At 52.9% G+C, this 17,214-nt stretch carries 14 protein-coding genes and 4 tRNA genes; 17 read left to right on the top strand and 1 reads right to left on the bottom strand.

The window, feature by feature from the left end:
* Positions 1–80: 80 nt before the first annotated feature.
* The 10 genes from FD30_RS05320 to FD30_RS05275 all read left to right on the top strand — a co-directional run bounded on the left by FD30_RS05320 (position 81) and on the right by FD30_RS05275 (position 10,019).
* Positions 81–153 (top strand) — tRNA-Thr (locus FD30_RS05320).
* A 242-nt stretch (positions 154–395) separates the two neighbouring features.
* Complete coding sequence (locus FD30_RS05315; protein ID WP_024747567.1) at positions 396–716, top strand: PTS sugar transporter subunit IIB; 321 nt, start codon at positions 396–398, stop codon at positions 714–716.
* 1,790 nt (positions 717–2,506) lie between these two features.
* Positions 2,507–3,985, top strand: a complete 1,479-nt coding sequence (locus tag FD30_RS05310) for a peptide MFS transporter (RefSeq protein WP_056944173.1) — start codon at positions 2,507–2,509, stop codon at positions 3,983–3,985.
* A 77-nt stretch (positions 3,986–4,062) separates the two neighbouring features.
* Entirely contained in the window at positions 4,063–4,878 is an 816-nt protein-coding gene (locus FD30_RS05305) for a metallophosphoesterase (protein WP_056944172.1), read from the top strand.
* An 81-nt stretch (positions 4,879–4,959) separates the two neighbouring features.
* Positions 4,960–5,042, top strand: a tRNA-Tyr gene (locus FD30_RS05300).
* Positions 5,043–5,049: 7 nt separating this feature from the next.
* Positions 5,050–5,121: transfer RNA gene (locus tag FD30_RS05295), tRNA-Gln, on the top strand.
* Positions 5,122–5,296: 175 nt separating this feature from the next.
* On the top strand, positions 5,297–7,261 hold the full coding sequence (locus tag FD30_RS05290; protein WP_056944171.1) for a S9 family peptidase: 1,965 nt from the start codon (positions 5,297–5,299) through the stop codon (positions 7,259–7,261).
* 1 nt (position 7,262) lies between these two features.
* Positions 7,263–8,063 carry a pyrroline-5-carboxylate reductase gene (gene proC, locus FD30_RS05285; RefSeq protein ID WP_056944170.1) on the top strand — a complete coding sequence of 267 codons (801 nt, stop codon included), beginning with the start codon at positions 7,263–7,265 and terminating at the stop codon, positions 8,061–8,063.
* A gap of 75 nt (positions 8,064–8,138) precedes the next feature.
* On the top strand, positions 8,139–9,281 hold the full coding sequence (gene nagA, locus FD30_RS05280) for an N-acetylglucosamine-6-phosphate deacetylase (protein ID WP_056944169.1): 1,143 nt from the start codon (positions 8,139–8,141) through the stop codon (positions 9,279–9,281).
* A 36-nt stretch (positions 9,282–9,317) separates the two neighbouring features.
* The gene (locus FD30_RS05275; protein WP_024747573.1) at positions 9,318–10,019 is read left to right on the top strand and encodes a GntR family transcriptional regulator; all 702 of its coding nucleotides are present in this window, start codon (positions 9,318–9,320) and stop codon (positions 10,017–10,019) included.
* A gap of 109 nt (positions 10,020–10,128) precedes the next feature.
* Here the strand turns inward: FD30_RS05275 and FD30_RS05270 are convergent, their stop codons facing one another.
* The gene (locus FD30_RS05270) at positions 10,129–10,857 is read right to left on the bottom strand and encodes a WecB/TagA/CpsF family glycosyltransferase (protein WP_056944168.1); all 729 of its coding nucleotides are present in this window, start codon (positions 10,855–10,857) and stop codon (positions 10,129–10,131) included.
* Positions 10,858–11,016: 159 nt separating this feature from the next.
* Between FD30_RS05270 and FD30_RS05265 the strand changes: the two genes are divergently transcribed.
* From FD30_RS05265 to FD30_RS05235, 7 genes are all read left to right on the top strand, one after another.
* A complete protein-coding gene (locus FD30_RS05265; protein ID WP_056944167.1) occupies positions 11,017–12,483 on the top strand; it encodes a nicotinate phosphoribosyltransferase in 1,467 nt (488 codons plus the stop codon).
* A 28-nt stretch (positions 12,484–12,511) separates the two neighbouring features.
* Complete coding sequence (nadE, locus tag FD30_RS05260) at positions 12,512–13,345, top strand: ammonia-dependent NAD(+) synthetase (protein WP_056944166.1); 834 nt, start codon at positions 12,512–12,514, stop codon at positions 13,343–13,345.
* An 18-nt stretch (positions 13,346–13,363) separates the two neighbouring features.
* Positions 13,364–13,798, top strand: coding sequence for a hypothetical protein (locus FD30_RS05255; RefSeq protein WP_024747577.1), 435 nt, complete (start codon positions 13,364–13,366; stop codon positions 13,796–13,798).
* A gap of 68 nt (positions 13,799–13,866) precedes the next feature.
* Positions 13,867–14,349 (top strand): SprT family protein, encoded by a 483-nt coding sequence (locus tag FD30_RS05250; protein ID WP_024747578.1) that lies wholly within the window; start codon positions 13,867–13,869, stop codon positions 14,347–14,349.
* 16 nt (positions 14,350–14,365) lie between these two features.
* Positions 14,366–15,250: a homoserine kinase gene (thrB, locus tag FD30_RS05245; RefSeq protein WP_056944165.1), complete on the top strand. Its 885-nt coding sequence runs from the start codon at positions 14,366–14,368 to the stop codon at positions 15,248–15,250.
* Between the two features lie 79 nt (positions 15,251–15,329).
* Positions 15,330–15,414 (top strand) — tRNA-Leu (locus tag FD30_RS05240).
* A gap of 325 nt (positions 15,415–15,739) precedes the next feature.
* Positions 15,740–17,164 carry an MATE family efflux transporter gene (locus FD30_RS05235; protein WP_056944164.1) on the top strand — a complete coding sequence of 475 codons (1,425 nt, stop codon included), beginning with the start codon at positions 15,740–15,742 and terminating at the stop codon, positions 17,162–17,164.
* The last annotated feature ends 50 nt before the right edge of the window (positions 17,165–17,214 follow it).

The raw sequence follows: 17,214 nt of genomic DNA, 5'->3' as shown, positions 1-17,214 counted from the left end.
GGTAGAGCACCTGACTGTTAATCAGGTTGTCGACGGTTCGAGCCCGCCTGCCGGAGTTATGCTGGATTTACAGCAAGTATGCCGGCTTAGCTCAGCTGGTAGAGCATCGGTATCGTAAACCGAGGGTCGGGGATTCGAATTCCTCAGCCGGCATCTGATAAAGTTCAAACCATCCGGTTTGAACTTTTTTTGTGCAAAAATTTAGCGCATTCAGCTGAACTCCTCTTTAAATTGGTATAGACATGGTATAAAAATTGGTCTAGTCTTCAAATCCTTGATATATCGCAAACTATACCGCAAATTTTAATATTGATTTTTATGAATATGCCTTGTGGTCTACAACACTTAGTGATATTCTTAATATATTGAAAGATATCAAAGGGAGATGCCAGATCATGAAGAATGTATTGCTAGTTTCGGGACGGGGGATTACCAGTCGGTTGTTTTTAGGAGAGGCCAAGCGGGTCGCAGAAACCCGGCACGCCAACTTGAAGTTTACGGCAGTGGGCCTGGCTGACTTGACGCCCGAACTGTTAAGCCAACAAGCGCTTGTGCTGTACACACCGCAAGCTGCCTACCAGGCAGCAACGGACCTGGACCAGCAGGGAGCCGTTCAAACGGCGGTTATTCCGAATGATATTTATGGTTGGCTGAATAGCGAAGCCTTGGTTAAGTTTGCGATGCATCAACTTGCCGCAACCCCAGTGGTCGCTTAGAGTCGCCCTCTCTTAATGCTTTATGGACGTCGCTGATTACCGGTGGCCACGCTACCGACGGGGAAATCAGGGAAGTCATCAATCTGCCGAAAGTTTAACCTTAATTCTGGGACCTAGCGCGCAACGCTAGTCCTGAAAAGAAAACTGACGAAACTGTGTGCTGTAAGGGACACGGGCTTCGTCAGTTTTCTTTTGGCTCTTTATCAACCAGTGCTGATGAGGACTTATATGGGAATCCAATTCATTTTCGAATTGGATTCCCTTTTTTGATTTTGATCTTGCGTTTAATCCCTTCGACTGGGCCGTTTGAGAATCTTCCTGCGTCCATATTCTTAATAAAGGTCTTAAACGTTGTGGCAAATTGAGGACTAATATTCGTGGCTTCGCTTAAAGTATCGATAAAGGCTTGATATAACCAGTCGATGAGTCGAGTAGTAAGCGTGGTTAAACTGTTCGCTTAATTCCAATTCCTCTTGTATGACTTGTTCTAAGGTCAATTGATCTTTTGAGTACAAAAACCATTGTGTTTTACGGCTTTCACGAGCTTCGTAATTCATGATTAAAATACTTATCAATTTTTGAGATAAGAATCACTGAAACTATTAATGATGGTATAATATAAATATTAAATTCTCGTATTGATTTTGTACAATGGCACAGAATAATAATTTATATAAAGAGGGGGCGTCACCATTTTTAAGTCCTATTCGTTTTGGATTTCTTTATTACTTATATTGAATTTAATATCATTACCCTTCGATTCATTATTCGGCCTGATGTGGTTTTGGCATGTATTTTTGGGTATAGTTGGAGTAATTGCGTTAATTAATGTTTTATTAAAGAAAAATATTAATTAGATTTGTTTTTTATACTGAGTTTGGAGTGCCTATACTCATAGAAAAATGGCTCTTTGTCAACCGGCATTGATGAAGAGTAATGTGAAAAACCAATTCACTTTTGAATTGGTTTTTTTGGACTCTAATCTTAAATTCAATTTGAATACGGTAGATGAAGTATTACCAGCTTTGCAACCATAGGCCGTTCGCTTGATAAGTAAAAGTCTAGTAGATTGGTCTTGGGACATACTGTTCACTCGCTTTCAATTGGTTGTGGTTGACTTGATTGTAGTATAGGTCGGTATGCCCTTTTTGTTCAAAGAAAAAGGGTGTTGATGGATTTCATCCAACAATAGAGTGAACCCCTAAGGTTGGACGTCAAATACCATGGATTCGTTTTTTCCCCGGAGTAACCTTCCCAGAGAAACTACTATGGGAGGGTGGTAGGAGATGGGCCCTAATCATAATAGGAAAGCAATCAGCGCTGATGCCGATTCCAACATGGATCAGCCAGATAACCTAGTGGCACGACGAGACAGGCATCAATGGGGCAGAATGGTCTTGGTCGTCCATCAGGTGTCCCAGAGAAGTCGAGGAGGACTCAAGCCTTTCTAATTGAAGCGAGAAGGGGTAAAAAGCAAGTTAGCTGGTGGCTAGGGAACATAACTGGTGAGCCTCACGATGGATAAGCCTAAACTTTGTGAATGATAAATGAATAAAAAATAAGAGGATTGCATGAGATGCCTAATTTTTTATTCATTGTCACACCGCTGTTGCGGGCTCTTTGATGGCGCTTTTATTAGGAAAACCGTTGCGTAATAACGTTTCATGTCTTATAATTATCACTATGTTTTATTAAAGGCTTATGAGACACCGTGCATAATCGGGTCTAACCGTTATGCCTTACGGAGCATAAAAAAACGTTTTAGGAAATGCAATGGAGGTATTATTAATTTGAATAACAAGTCGGACGTTAGCCAAGACAAGTCGTTCTTTGGCCAACCACGTGGATTATCCACGCTGTTCTTCACCGAAATGTGGGAACGATTTAGTTACTACGGAATGCGGGCTATCCTGATCTACTACATGTACTACTCAGTAACCAAGGGTGGTTTAGGGTTCGATCAAGGAACTGCCGCATCCATCATGTCCATTTACGGATCGATGGTTTACTTATCATCCGTCCTCGGGGGCTACTTAAGTGACCGGGTCTGGGGAAGTCGCCGGACCGTCTTCATCGGTGGGGTGCTGATCATGTTCGGGCACATCGCCTTATCCCTCCCCGCAGGTAAAATGGCCCTATTCGTCTCAATCCTCTTGATTGTTTTAGGGACTGGATTGTTAAAGCCCAACGTTTCTGAAATGGTCGGGAGTCTGTACGCTGCTGGGGACACTCGGCGGGACTCCGGGTTCACCATCTTCGTGTTCGGGATTAACTTAGGGTCATTAGTAGCGCCATTGCTGGTCGGTTGGCTGGGAATGAATTACAACTTCCACCTGGGCTTCTCCTTAGCCGCAATCGGGATGTTCTTGGGCCTGATCCAATATTGGATCGGGGGCAAGAAGTACCTCAGCAAGGATAGCCTGTACCCAACTGATCCGTTGGAACCAGGTGACATGAAGAAGTTAAGCGGCCGGGTCATTGTAGGGCTAGTAGCTTTCGCGTTAGTCTTAGTTCTGATGTACCTGTTGCACGCCTTGAACCTGAACAACTTCGTGGTCTTGCTGTCAATCATCGCGTTGGCAACGCCAGTGGTCTACTTCGTGATCTTCTTGACCAGTAAGAAAGTTACGGCACAAGAACGGAAGCACGTCTGGGCTTACCTGGGCCTGTTTATCGCCGCAGCCATCTTCTGGGCCATCGAAGAGCAAGGTTCGTCAGTGCTGGCCTTATTCGCTGCAAACCAGACCAACAACAACTTCTTAGGCCTGCACATCTCGCCATCTTGGTATCAATCACTGAACCCATTGTTTATCTTGATCTACACGCCAATCTTTGCGATGCTGTGGAACAAGTGGGGGAAGAAGCAACCAAGTTCGCCAGCGAAGTTCGCTACCGGGATGTTGTTTGCCGGGGCTTCCTACTTGATCATGGTGATTCCAGTGGTCTTATTCGGCACCAATTCACTGGTCAGCCCATTATGGTTGGTCGGTAGCTGGGCCGTGGTGGAAATCGCTGAATTGCTGATTTCACCAATCGGACTTTCCGTGACGACGAAGTTAGCGCCACGGGCCTTCCAGTCGCAAATGATGAGTATGTGGTTCCTGGCCGACTCTGCCGGGCAAGCCGTCAACGCACAAATCGTTAAGTTGTACACGCCAGAAAATGAAGTTGCGTACTTTATGGGTGTGGCCATCGTGGCGATTGTCGCTGGGTTGATCATGTTCGCGCTGGTTAAACCAATTAAGAATTTAATGGCGGGGATTAAATAATTCCCGATAATCCGTCAAAAGTGCTACGCTAGGTAAAACTAGTGGCGCACTTTTTTTGGTTTCAGGGAGGTGAAAAAATGGCGCAAGTCGCGTTGATCAGTGATCTGCATTTTGATGTTAACCAGGTAGACCCCGCCGCAGTGCTTCCCCAGCAGGCCGCATATCTAAAGGCCCAAAACGTGGCGTTGTACTTGATTGCCGGTGACCTGACCAATCACTTCAATCAGTCGTTAGCCATCGTCCAGCAGCTCCAGACGCTCTTAGCGCCGGCTCAGGTGCGGTTCATTGCCGGGAACCATGACATGTTGCACGATGTGAGTTATGCGGCCTTAGAGGCGCCGTTATCACCGTTGTACCTGCATCATCAATTCTACGATCTCCCGGGGACTAATTGGCGAATTATCGGCAACAACGGCTGGTACGATTATCAGTACGCGGATAACTTACCGGGTCGCAACTTTTTGGCCTGGAAACGGGCCTTTTGGATCGACAGTACGATCACCCAGTCGATGAGTGATGACGAGCGGATGGACCGGGTCCTGATCCAGATTCAAGCGCAACTGGCCCAGGCCCGGCGCGCCAACAAGCGGGTCCTTTTGATGACGCACTTTGTGCCGCGGCGGGAGTTTATCCGCTACACCGCAGACGACCGGTTCTGGAACATGGCCAACGCCTTGATGGGTAGCCCACGACTCGGGCAGCTGGCGGCAGCCTATCAGGTCCCGTACGTGCTCTTTGGCCACCTCCACCGGCATTTTTGGCCCCAACACTTGGGGGCCGTCACGTACTTGAATCAGGCGCTGGGCTACCATAACCGGCGACTCAACGAGTGGGATTCCCCCGATTTCATGACGGAATGGCGGCACCGGTTAAAAATTATGACGTTAAGTTAAAAAAGTTTCCAAAAAAGCTTGACGGTTTATGCAGAATTTTGTATGATAGTGAAGTTGATTCGTTACGACGATTCATTTTTTGGAGGGGTAGCGAAGTCTGGCTAAACGCGGCGGACTGTAAATCCGCTCCTTCGGGTTCGGTGGTTCGAATCCACTCCCCTCCATTTTTATTGGGCTATAGCCAAGTGGTAAGGCAACGGGTTTTGATCCCGTGATGCGCTGGTTCGAACCCAGCTAGCCCAATCAGGAGAACCACCTCGGATAGACGATACCGGTTGACGGTATCGTCTTTTTTTGTCGTTTGGGCCGTCAGACGGGCACCGGAAAATTGACAAGTCAGCTAATTTTCGCTACAGTCAACTTAACAATTGCTCTGGACCAGTTTGTTGAGTGAGCCAAAAATAGGGGGTTATTTGTCATGACAGTCGTTGAACCAGAAGACCTGTTCGCCATGCGTCCATTGGCCCAGCCAGTCAGCGATGGTCAGCGGGTCTACTACTTGGAAACACGCCTAGACCAGTCGGCCAACGCGCGGCAGACCATGATTGCCAGCGTCCGCTTAAGCGATGGCGAGGACCGGCGGCAGTGGAGTCCCGTGGGAGTCGATGTGCACCAGTTAACGTTGAGCCCGAATGGCCAGCAGTTAGCGTTTAGCGGGGTGATTCACGATCACGCCCAGCTCTTTGTGATGGCGACGACCGGTGGGGCGGCTGTCCAGGTGACCCATGGTGACGCTGACGTGCACCACCTGCTGTGGTCTGCGGACGGGCGGAACGTCTACTTTCAAGTTGATCGGATTCCGCAGGATAGTCCCGCGACCCCCGCGCGTCCGACCGTCCAGGTGGTCGATCGCCTGCGGTATCAACAAAATGGTCGGGGAATCTTGCCCCAACACGTGATTCACCAGGCGATTCGTTACCAGTTAGCCACGGGGGACCAGACGGTGGTGCTTGAACGGGCCACGGACTTTACCGTGACGGCGGCGACCACCCAAGGGCTCCTCTACGATGCCGAACGGTTGCCCCATGATGAACACGACTTTAGTGCAGGGGTCTATTGGCACCCGTTCACGGGTGGTCCAGATCACCTCTTGACGGCGGCACTGACTGCCGGTGCGTTTAGCCAAGGACAATTGGCTAGCGATGGGCACCGGGTCCTTTTATGGGGCCAGGATAACCACGTCCCCAACGTGTCACAGTACCATGCGTGGGTGACGGACGTCCAACAGCCTAAGCTTCGCGATCTGACCGCGCCCCGTGACGTGGAAGTGGGCAACATGCTGGCTATGGATAGTCAACAGCGGTTATCGGGACGCTACGTCGCGTGGTTGAATGACCAGACCGTATTGACGTTGGAAAACACCCACGGACGGTTAGAGCTGATAGCCCAGAACCTTGAATCGGACCGGGTCACGCCGCTACTGACCGGTGACCGGGCCATCACCGACTTCACGGTGGTCGATCAGCACACCATCGCCTTTACGGAAAGTACCATGACCAGCGTCAGTCGGTTAAAGGTCCTCGATGTACCGTCCGGGACCGAACGCGAGTTGATCAATCCCAATGCGACCTACGAGGCCCAACGTACCCTGGTAACGGGGCAACGCTTTACCTTTAAGGGTGCTCAGGACTGGCCCATCGAAGGCTGGTACTTCGCGCCAGTCGTGGGTAAGCCACAGCATCCCGCGGTCCTGTACGTCCACGGTGGCCCCCAGGTCGACTTCGGGTACGGGTTCTATCATGAGCTGCAGTACTTGGCCGGTCGGGGATATGGCGTGATCGCCATTAATCCGCGGGGCGGAAATAGTTACGGTCAGGACTTTGAAACGGCGGTTTTAGGCCATTACGGTGACGGTGACTTTACGGACCTAATGCGTGGGACCGATGCGGCCTTAGCCCTGGATCCGACGATTGACCCGCACCAACTCTGTGTGACGGGCGGGTCGTACGGCGGCTTCATGACTAATTGGATTGAGACTCACACCGACCGATTTGCGGCGGCCGTGACCCAGCGGTCGATTGCCAACTGGATTAGCTTTTACGGGACCAGTGACATTGGGTACTACTTTACCCCGTGGGAGCTGAAGCAGGATATGCGCAATATCCAAGCGCTCTGGCGGTTTTCCCCGTTAGCGTACGTTAAGCAAGCACACACGCCCATCCTGGTGATGCATGGCATGGAAGACTTGCGGTGTCCGACGGGGCAGGGAGAGGAATTCTTCGTGGGGTTGAAGGAAGCGGGGGTCGAGACCCAGCTGGTCCTATTCCCCCAGTCGAATCACGAGCTCTCCCGTTCGGGGCTGCCGCATTTGCGCGTTGAACGGTTAAAACGAATTGATCAGTGGTTCCGGGAACATCTACCGGCCACTAAGGAGGACGAATAAGATGACAAAAATTGGGTTTATTGGTGTTGGTGGGATGGCTCAGGCCATCATTGGCGGTCTGTTAAAGGCCCGGGCGTTCGCGCCGGCCGATATCGTGGTGCATAGTCACCAGGCGGCCCACTACCAGCCGTACGCGCAACGGCTAGGCCTGACGGCGGTCACCAGTAACGCCGACCTGGTAGCTGCCAGCGACCTAGTGGTCTTGGCAGTGACGCCCAACGTTGCGGCGACCGTCTTAACGGAAATCAAGCCAGCCTTAACGCCCCAGAAGACCTTGATTTCCATTGTGGCCGGTCTAACGTTGGCTAAGATGGCCACGCTGGTGGGGGACCAACAACCAATCCTACGAACCCTGCCCAACGTCAACGTCGAGATTGGCGCGGGGATGACGGCCGTGGCCGCTAACACTGAATTAACGGGCGCCGCGCGGACCACCGCTGAGGACGTCTTCAATGTACTAGGAAGCACCACAACGTTGAACGAAGATCAATTCGGCATCTTCAGTGCCCTGGCTGGGAGTTCCCCCGCGTACATCGACTTCTTCATCGATAGCTTAAGTCGGGCCGGAGTGAAGTATGGGTTGTCCAAGCAACAGGCGACCCAGATTGCCGCCCAGGCCACGTTGGGTTCGGCACAGATGGTCCTTAAGAGCGACAAGATTCCGTTCGCCCTGATCGACCAGGTAGCCTCACCCGGTGGCAGTACCGTGGCTGGCTTATTGGCTATGGAAGAGGCAGGCTTGATGACCGCCGTGGTTAAGGGCATCGACGCGACCGTTCAACGGGATCACGAAAACGCTTAGCTGGTTCTTGCAACTCTGGTCTATACCGATTATAATCATCATGTAGGCTAAGACTAACCTGAGGAGGAAGAGCCATTGAGTATTGTCTTAAAACACGCAAAGATTTACACCGGTGAGACTGTGATTCCAGACGGGTACATTCGTTTCGACCAAAAGATCGAAGCCGTGGGTCCCGTGGCGGATTTTCGCCCGCTACCCGCGGACCAGGTCCACGTGGTGACGGGACGGACGATTGTCCCGGGATTTATTGATGTGCATAGCCATGGTGGTTATGGTTATGATAGTATGGATGGGGACCCCGACCAAATCAACGAGATGGTTAACCATATGGTTTATGAAGGAATTACGTCACTGTTCCCGACGACCATGACCCAGTCGAATCAGGCCATCGATCACGCGATGCGGGGAATCGCGGTGGCTGCTGAACGGAATCCGATCATTCAGGGGGTGCACCTGGAAGGCCCATTTATCGCGGCCGTCTTCAAGGGCGCCCAACCCGAAAAGTACATTAAGGATCCCGATGTCGAGTTGTTAGACCATTGGAACCGGCTGTCGGGTAACCGGGTCAAACTAATCACCTATGCGCCCGAAGACGCGGGTGCGCAGAAGTTCGAGAGTTACTGCTTGGCGCACGGCATTGTCCCGTCCGTGGGACATTCGAACGCGACGCGGGCACAATTGTTAGCCAGTCGGGCGACCCACGTGACCCACTTGTACAACGCACAACGGGGACTCCACCACCGTGAGCCGGGGGTTACCGGTCACGCGATGTTGGAAGATAACCTGTACTGTGAGTTGATCTGTGATGGGTTCCATATCGTTCCGGACATGGTGAAGCTGGCCTACCAGCAAAAGGGATCACACCGGCTGGAACTGGTGACGGACGCCATGCGGGCGAAGGGGATGCCGGAAGGTGTCAGCGAGCTCGGTGGGCAGAAGGTCATCGTCAAGGACCGGCAGGCACGGCTCGAAAGCGGTAACCTAGCGGGGTCCGTCTTACGGTACGACGAAGCGTTCCGCAATGTGATTGCCTTTACGGGATGCGACGTGAACGATGCCGTGCAAATGAGTGCCGTGAACCAGGCGGCCGAATTTGGTTTGGACCAAAAAGGAAAATTAACGGTCGGTCGGGATGCGGATCTCAACCTGTTGACGGCGGACCTGCACCTGATGGCGACCTACAGTTTAGGTCGCAGATTTGCGCATGATAAACACTAAACAATTACACAAGTTTTAGAAGGGATGTTGGTTGCTGTGAGTTCACCGATTTATATTCAAATTCATAATGACATTAAGCGGGCGATTGAGGCCGGTAAGTGGGCAGTGGGGGATCGAATCCCGTCCGAACGGGAGCTCTCACGCGATTTTGATGTGAGTCGGATGACACTGCGGCAGGCGATTCAGACCTTAGTCGATGAAGGAATTCTGGAACGGCAAGTGGGGTCTGGGACCTACGTGGCCAACCAGAAGGTCCAAGAGAAGATGTCCGGGGTCACGAGTTTTACGGACCTGATGCTGGCACAGGGCAAGCAACCCTCCAGCAAGACGATTTCGTACCACGTGATGAACCCTTCCTTGAGTGAAGCCGAAAAGCTGAAGCTGGGTGAAGATGACGTGGTCCTGCGGATGGAACGAATTCGTTACGGAGACGATGTGCCCATCTGTTTTGAAGTCGCAACGGTCCCGGATCGGCTGGTCAAGGGCTTGAATAAGAAGGAAGTCACCAGCTCCTTGTACCGGGCACTGGAAGATAAGAAAAAGCTGATTCCCGGTAAGGCGCAACAGACGGTCTCTGCGATGTCGGCGTCCGAACGGATTGCTGAATATCTGAAAATCAAGCGGGGCGACGCCATCTTACGGTTGCGGCAAGTGACCTACCTGCAAGACGGAACGCCGTTTGAGTACGTGCGGACCCAGTACGTGGGTGAACGTTTTGAGTTCTACCTAGAAAAATAGTCGAATAACTAAGAATACCTCCCACTAGCGGCCCATGGTCGTTAGGGGAGGTATTCTTGTAAGCGAGTCAGTATTATGATGTTTATGGAAAAATTAGGGACGTTATCATCTAGTGCTTGGCTTGCTGGCGAACCAGACGCAGGTAACGGGGAATCACGGCAATCCGTTTGAGCCGCTTAGGTTCCTTGAGCGTCCGGTAGGCCCACTCTAAGTGATGTTTTTGCCAGAATTCAGGGGCCCGGGGAACCGTCCCCGCGAGCGCGTCGAAGCTCCCGCCGACCCCCATCCACAGGCCGTTTACGGCTTGACGGTGAATCGCGATGAAGTGTTCTTGCTTGGGGAAGCCCAGGGCCGCGAAGACCATGTCCGGTTGCTTGGCAGCGATGTCGTCGGCGACGGCCTGTTCGTCCGTAAAGTATCCGTCGCGGAGCCCCACGATGTTCAATCCCGGGTAGTGACTGGGGAGAATGTCGCGGAGAAAGTCGATGACTTCCGGTTTGGCTCCCACGAAGTAAGCCGCCTTGTGGTGGTCACTGCCCCAAGTCAACAGGGCGGTCATGGTGTCGAAGCCGGTGATACGTTCGGGAAGCGGGTCGCCTAGAATCTTGGCGCCGTCTAGGATGCCCACACCGTCGGGGGTCACGAAGTCTGCGTGTTGCAGCAGCCGGAGGTAGTCCGCGTGTTGGTGGGCGTACATCACAATCTCTGGATTAGCGGTCACCACGAAGGTATTTTGCTGGTGGTCGATGCGGGCCTGGAGGGTCGACAGGAATTGGGCCCGTGAGGCCTTAATGAACGGAACATTTAACACAGAAACGGTCGGAAATGTCGTTTGCATGGCAAGGACTCCTTTCGATTGTTCGGAGGATAAAGTCACTCTGAGGTTTGATATGAAATATTGGGCTGAATTGCGGGTTTCATGCTAAAATGTAAGAGATTATTGCATGAAAATCTGTCTCACGTTCAGCTTGAAAACTAGCTAAGGGAGTAAAGAATTATGACAACTTTGTATCCTGATGACAGTTACACTCTGCACACGGATGCCTACCAGATCAACATGATTCAGACGTACTTTGAAGAGGGCATCGCCGACAAAAAGGCGGTTTTTGAAGTCTTCTTCCGCGACATGCCCTTTCACAACGGGTATGCCGTGTACGCGGGGTTAGAGCACGTTGTTCATTATATCCAAAATCTGCACTTTTCCCAAACCGACATTGCGTATTTGCGGGAAGCGGAGGATTATTCCGACGACTTCTTGGATTACCTGGCAAACTTTAAGTTTACGGGGTCGATTCGCTCAGCGGTCGAAGGGGAACTGGTCTACGCCCATGAACCTATTCTACAGGTTGAAGGACCATTAGCCGACTGTCAATTAGTCGAAACGGCCATTTTAAATATCCTGAACTATCAAACGCTGGTGGCGACTAAAGCCGCTCGGATTCGTTCCGTGGCCGGCGACGATGCGTTGATGGAATTCGGGACGCGTCGGGCTCAAGAATTCGATGCAGCCATCTGGGGGACCCGGGCGGCCTACATCGGGGGCTTTAACGCGACGTCCAACGTCCGGGCCGGTAAACTCTTCGGGATTCCCATCAGCGGTACGCACGCCCACGCGCTGGTGCAGACCTATGGCGATGACTACTCCGCCTTCAAGGCTTACGCGGAGACCCATCGCGATTGCGTCTTCTTAGTGGACACGTATGACACCTTACGGAGTGGGGTGCCGAACGCCATCAAGGTGGCCCAGGAGATGGGCGATAAGATCAACTTCCAGGGTGTTCGCATCGATTCTGGCGATATGGCCTACCTGTCGAAGCGGGTCCGGCAAAAGCTGGACGAAGCGGGCTTCCCGAACGCGAAGATCTTTGCTTCCAACGACCTAGATGAAAAGACGATTCAAAGTCTGAAGATGCAGGACGCCAAAATCGACGTCTGGGGGATCGGCACTAAGCTGATTACCGCCTTTGACCAACCAGCCTTGGGTGCCGTCTATAAGATGGTGTCCATCGAAGACAACCATGGTCAGATGCAACCGACAATCAAGCTGTCGAACAACGCCGAGAAGGTGACCACGCCAGGAAAGAAGCAGGTCTGGCGGATCACCAAGAAGACGGATGGAAAGACGGAAGGGGACTACGTGGCGCTGTCGAGTGAAGACCCCCGGAACTACGAAAGCCTCTTCATGTTCCACCCAAGTTACACCTACATCAACAAGACGGTCACGGACTTCAACGCCCGGCCACTCTTGCAGTCAATCTTCGAGGACGGCCAGCTGGTCTACAAGCTGCCCGCTCTGTCCGCGGTCCGGGACCGTGCTCGGGGCGCCTTGGCCAATCTGTGGCCGGAATACAAGCGGGACTTGAACCCGCAGAAGTATCCGGTTGACCTCTCCCAAGCTTGTTGGGACCAGAAGATGGAAATCATCAAGCAGATTCACAGTTACGTACAGAAGATGCCTGAATAACGCGGGATTATTTGAGGGGGTAAGAACGATGCGCGACATGCAACGAGAAATCATTGAGGCGCTCAAGGTCCAACCGACCATTGATCCGGAGACGGAGATTCGGCGGAGTGTGGACTTCTTAAAGGATTACCTGCGCCACTATTCATTCATGAAGACTTTAGTCTTAGGAATCTCCGGTGGTCAGGACTCGACGTTAGCGGGGGCTTTGGCCGAACAAGCGGTCACGGAGTTACGTCGAGAGACGGGTCAGTCGGACTACCAGTTCATTGCGGTACGGTTGCCGTACGGCGAACAGGCCGACGAAGCTGACGCGATGGCGGCTATCGACTTCATGAACGCTGACGTGGTGGAACGGGTCAACATTCAACCCGCCACGGACGCCATGGAAGCGGCTGTGACGGCTAACGGCGACACCATCAGCGACTTTAACAAGGGTAACATCAAGGCCCGCCAGCGGATGATCGCCCAGTACGCGATCGCCGGTGCCCGGAACGGGGCCGTCGTGGGGACCGACCATGCGGCCGAAGCGGTGACCGGATTCTACACCAAGTACGGGGATGGCGCTACGGACATCTGCCCGTTATGGCGGCTAGATAAGCGTCAGGGTGCGGCCATGCTGCGGTTCCTGGGTGCGCCGGAACACCTGTACCAAAAAGTCCCAACGGCCGATCTGGAAGACGACCGTCCGGCTTTACCGGATGAGGTGGCCTTAGGGGTCCGCTACCAAGACATTGACGACTACCTGGAAGGGAAGCCGGTCAGTGAGCAAGCGGCTACGACGATTGAGAACTGGTACCGTAAGACGGCCCACAAGCGGCACTTACCCGTCAACGTGTACGATACGTTCTGGCGAGACAACTAAAATTTAGGAGCGGTCGAGATGCGAAAAACAAATCCAAACGTGTACTTTGGGGTATTGTCGAAGGTCCTACAAGGAACCGAAGACGAAGCCAACGACATGAACGCTGATTTTGAAAAGATTCGGCAGGCCTTAGACGCGCACACGGTCGACCAATTGACCGTGGCAGATCTGACGGCGGTGGCGGACCACTTCCAAAAGGGAACGGATGGCTACCAAGCCAAGCTGGCTCAGTTGGAACAGGCCCAAGCCCCGATTAAAATTTTGGGGAAACACAAAAATTTGGTGACGGCTTTCCGGAATTACACTGAGGGATGCCAAGCCATGACAGATAGTATTCATCCTGCGGACCAGACGGTCGATGAAGCCGCCTTTAACGCTGCTGAGCAGCAACAAGAGGAAGCTATGGGTAAAGTCACCGCCATGACCCAACGGATTATGACGAGTCAAATGTAAGGCCGACGGGCGCTTCACGATGGTGGAGCGCCTGCTTGCCAATCGTGAGGTTGAAAGGGGATGGTTGCATGACCGATGAAGCGCTACAGCGGTTAGTCGAGCAACTCTCACAGCAGTTCTTTGGGCATCCCTTCCGGCATCACGCGTATTTTAACGCCCGCCTACGAACGACTGGTGGCCGTTATCGGCTGCGGGATCACGATATCGAGATCAACCCGCGGATGTTAACGGAGCACGACCAGGCGACCTTAGAGGGTGTGATTAAGCACGAACTGTGTCACTACCATCTGCATCTAGCCGGACAGTCCGGTCAGCACCGAACCAAGGCTTTTCAGCGTCTCCTCCGGCAGGTTGGCGGGTTGCGGTATGCGCCCGCCCCGGCTCCCGCGACGCCGCGATTGCGGCATTGGCAGGTCTACGTCTGTACGACCTGTCAGCAGCGGTACTACCGGTTACGCCGGGTGGACGTGACTAGGATGGTCTGTGGTCGGTGTCGCGGCCGACTGCGCTGGACGGGCGTGGTCACGGCGGCAACGCGACCTAAAGATTGAAGGAGGCAAAAAATAAATGGGTAAGACAATTATTCGGGTACCGGCAACGGCCGCGAACCTGGGCCCCGGCATCGACTCGATTGGGGCCGCCCTACACCTGTATCTGACGGTCATTATCGAGGAACGGACGGAAGAATGGCGGGTCAATCATGCGTTGGGGACGGAGATTCCTCGCGATGAGCATAACCTGATGGTCCAAGCGGCCTTAAAGGTGAACCCTAAGTTGCAGCCCCACCAGTTGACGGTGATGTCGGATATCCCCGTTTCTCGGGGGCTGGGGAGTTCTACCAGTGCCATTATTGCCGGTATCAAGATTGCCAATGAGCTGGGGGAGATGGACCTTTCCATCGCCGATCAGCTGAACTGGGCGGTCAAGGTCGGCGGTAACTTGGATAACGTGGCACCCGCCTTAATGGGGCAGGCCGCCGTGGCCACGGTCAACGACGGGTGGGCGGACGCGCTGTCGTTACCGTTACCGGCTAACTTATCCGCTCTAGTCTTTATTCCGGGACAGAAGTTATTGACCCGGAAGAGCCGGGCGGCGTTACCCGCCACGGTCGACTTTAAGACGGCCGTGCACGCCAGCAGTGTGGCCAACGTGTTGGTTGCGGCGCTGCTAGCGGGGAATTGGGAATTAGCGGCCCGGATGATCGAGCGCGATGAGTTCCACGAGCAGGCCCGCTCACAGCTGGTTCCTGAGCTGGACCAGATTCGCGAAGCGGCTCACGAGTTAGACATCGTGGGCACCTACCTTAGCGGGGCGGGGCCGACCGTGGTCACGTTGGGCGATTCTGGAAAGCTGACGTTGTTGCGCCATAAGTTGGCGGAGAAGAACTTACCGGGAAGTCTGCGGATTATCCCGGTAGATCAGCAGGGGGCCACGGTCCTGACCGATGCCTAGAATGAATTAATTTAAAATAACTTGCAAAAAATATTGTCAGTGTGAAAATCATTTGGTATACTATTTCTTGTGAGTTAACGCGGCCATGGCGGAATTGGCAGACGCGCAAGATTAAGGATCTTGTCGGGGTAATCCCGGTGGAAGTTCGAATCTTCTTGGCCGCATCAGAGGTTTACAGAAAAGTTTCCCAAGCAGAATGCTTGGGGGACTTTTTTTATCGGTCTTTTTTACCCGCATAGGGTGATTAGTTGGCAAGTGAGACCCACCCCTCACTGAATTTATGACAAATAGGTAACAATTCCAGCACGCAATCGTTTTCAGGCTAATTTAACCTTTCCAAAAGTATTTTCGGCGCGTAGTATAGGGAATTAAATTGTCAGGAAAATCGCGTGAGCATATTTACAGACAAAGCTAGCCGATGGCGGTATAGTGAATGCCTTGTGGTTTTGACCTGATACCTATTATTTGAATAAGGAGGTCGGCATTTTTATGAACGACTTAACCAAGGGCAGTCCCCTCAAACTCATTTTCTTCTTTACCATCCCACTGTTGATTGGGAATTTATTCCAGCAATTATATAACGTTTCGGACACCGTGGTCGTCGGACAGACGCTGGGCGTCAAGGCTTTAGCGGCCGTTGGGGCAACTGGCTCGATCAACTTCTTGATCATTGGTTTTGCGCAAGGACTCACCGCCGGCCTCGCCATCATCACGGCTACTCGATACGGTGCCGGGGATCTGCGCGGTGTGCGGCGGTCGTTTGCTGCGAGCATTGTCATCTCGATTCTGATGACCATCTTGTTAACGATTCTGTCGTTGACCTTCGTGGATCCCATCTTGAAATTAATGCAGACGCCGGCGTCCATTTACGTGAACGCCCGGATCTTCATTCGGACCATCTTTGCCGGAATCTTCGCGTCGATGGCGTTCAACTTGCTGTCGAACATCATCCGGGCCTTGGGCGACTCGCGGACCCCGTTGATCTTCTTGGTCATCGGGACCGTGGTCAACGTGGCCTTGGAGCTCCTGTTCATTCTGGTCTTCCACATGGGAGTGGCCGGTGCTGGTTGGGCGACCGTGATCTCGCAGGTCGTTGCTTCGCTGCTATGTATCGCCTACATTGTCCGGTCGATTCCGCTCTTACACATCACCTGGGACGATTTTCGGGTCGACGTGAAGGAACTCTGGGATCACTTCTCAACTGGGATGCCAATGGGCTTTCAGCTCTCCATCATCGCGATTGGGACCATGGTGATGCAAGCGGCCTTGAACTCCTTAGGGACGGATTCCGTGGCGGCCTCGACGGCGGCTTCTAAGGTCGACCAACTCTGCTCGTTGCCGATGTCTTCGTTCGGGGTCACCATGGCGACCTTCGCAGCCCAAAACTTCGGGGCGGCCAAGTACGGCCGAATCCTAGAAGGGGTCAAAAAGACCCTGTGGCTGTCCGGGACCTTTGCCGTGGCAGCCGGTGCGTTGGTGATCTTCTTTGGACGGCCTATCGTCACGTTGATCATTGGGACAGCCGACGAACACGTGATTCAACTGTCACAGACCTACTTTAACATCATCGGAAGCACCTACCTGTTATTGAGTGTGCTGTTCATTATTCGAAACACCCTGCAGGGCCTGGGTCGGCGGGTCTTACCGACGTTGGCCGGTGTCGGAGAATTGACCATGCGGGTCTTCGCCGCACTGTTCATGGTGGGGGCCTTCGGGTATGCCGGGGCCGTTTCTGCGGAACCCCTGGCTTGGCTGGGTTCCTGTGCGATTCTGGTGCCTTCTTGGATTCGGGCGGTTCGGCAATTGCGGAACCTGCAACGTTCTGAAGAGGTCATTAACGACCAGGACGATCACCAATCGGGAACGCCGGTGCCAGCCGACGGCACGGTTCCCGCACCGAAGTTTGAGTCGTAATCAAAAAAGCATGCTACACTAGGGATGAGACCTCACGGGGTCGCATCCTT

It is taken from the genome of Levilactobacillus namurensis DSM 19117 (assembly GCF_001434785.1).
GTDB lineage: Bacteria > Bacillota > Bacilli > Lactobacillales > Lactobacillaceae > Levilactobacillus > Levilactobacillus namurensis.
Note: the sequence above shows the minus strand (reverse complement) of the source record. Positions and strands in the feature narration are given on the sequence as shown.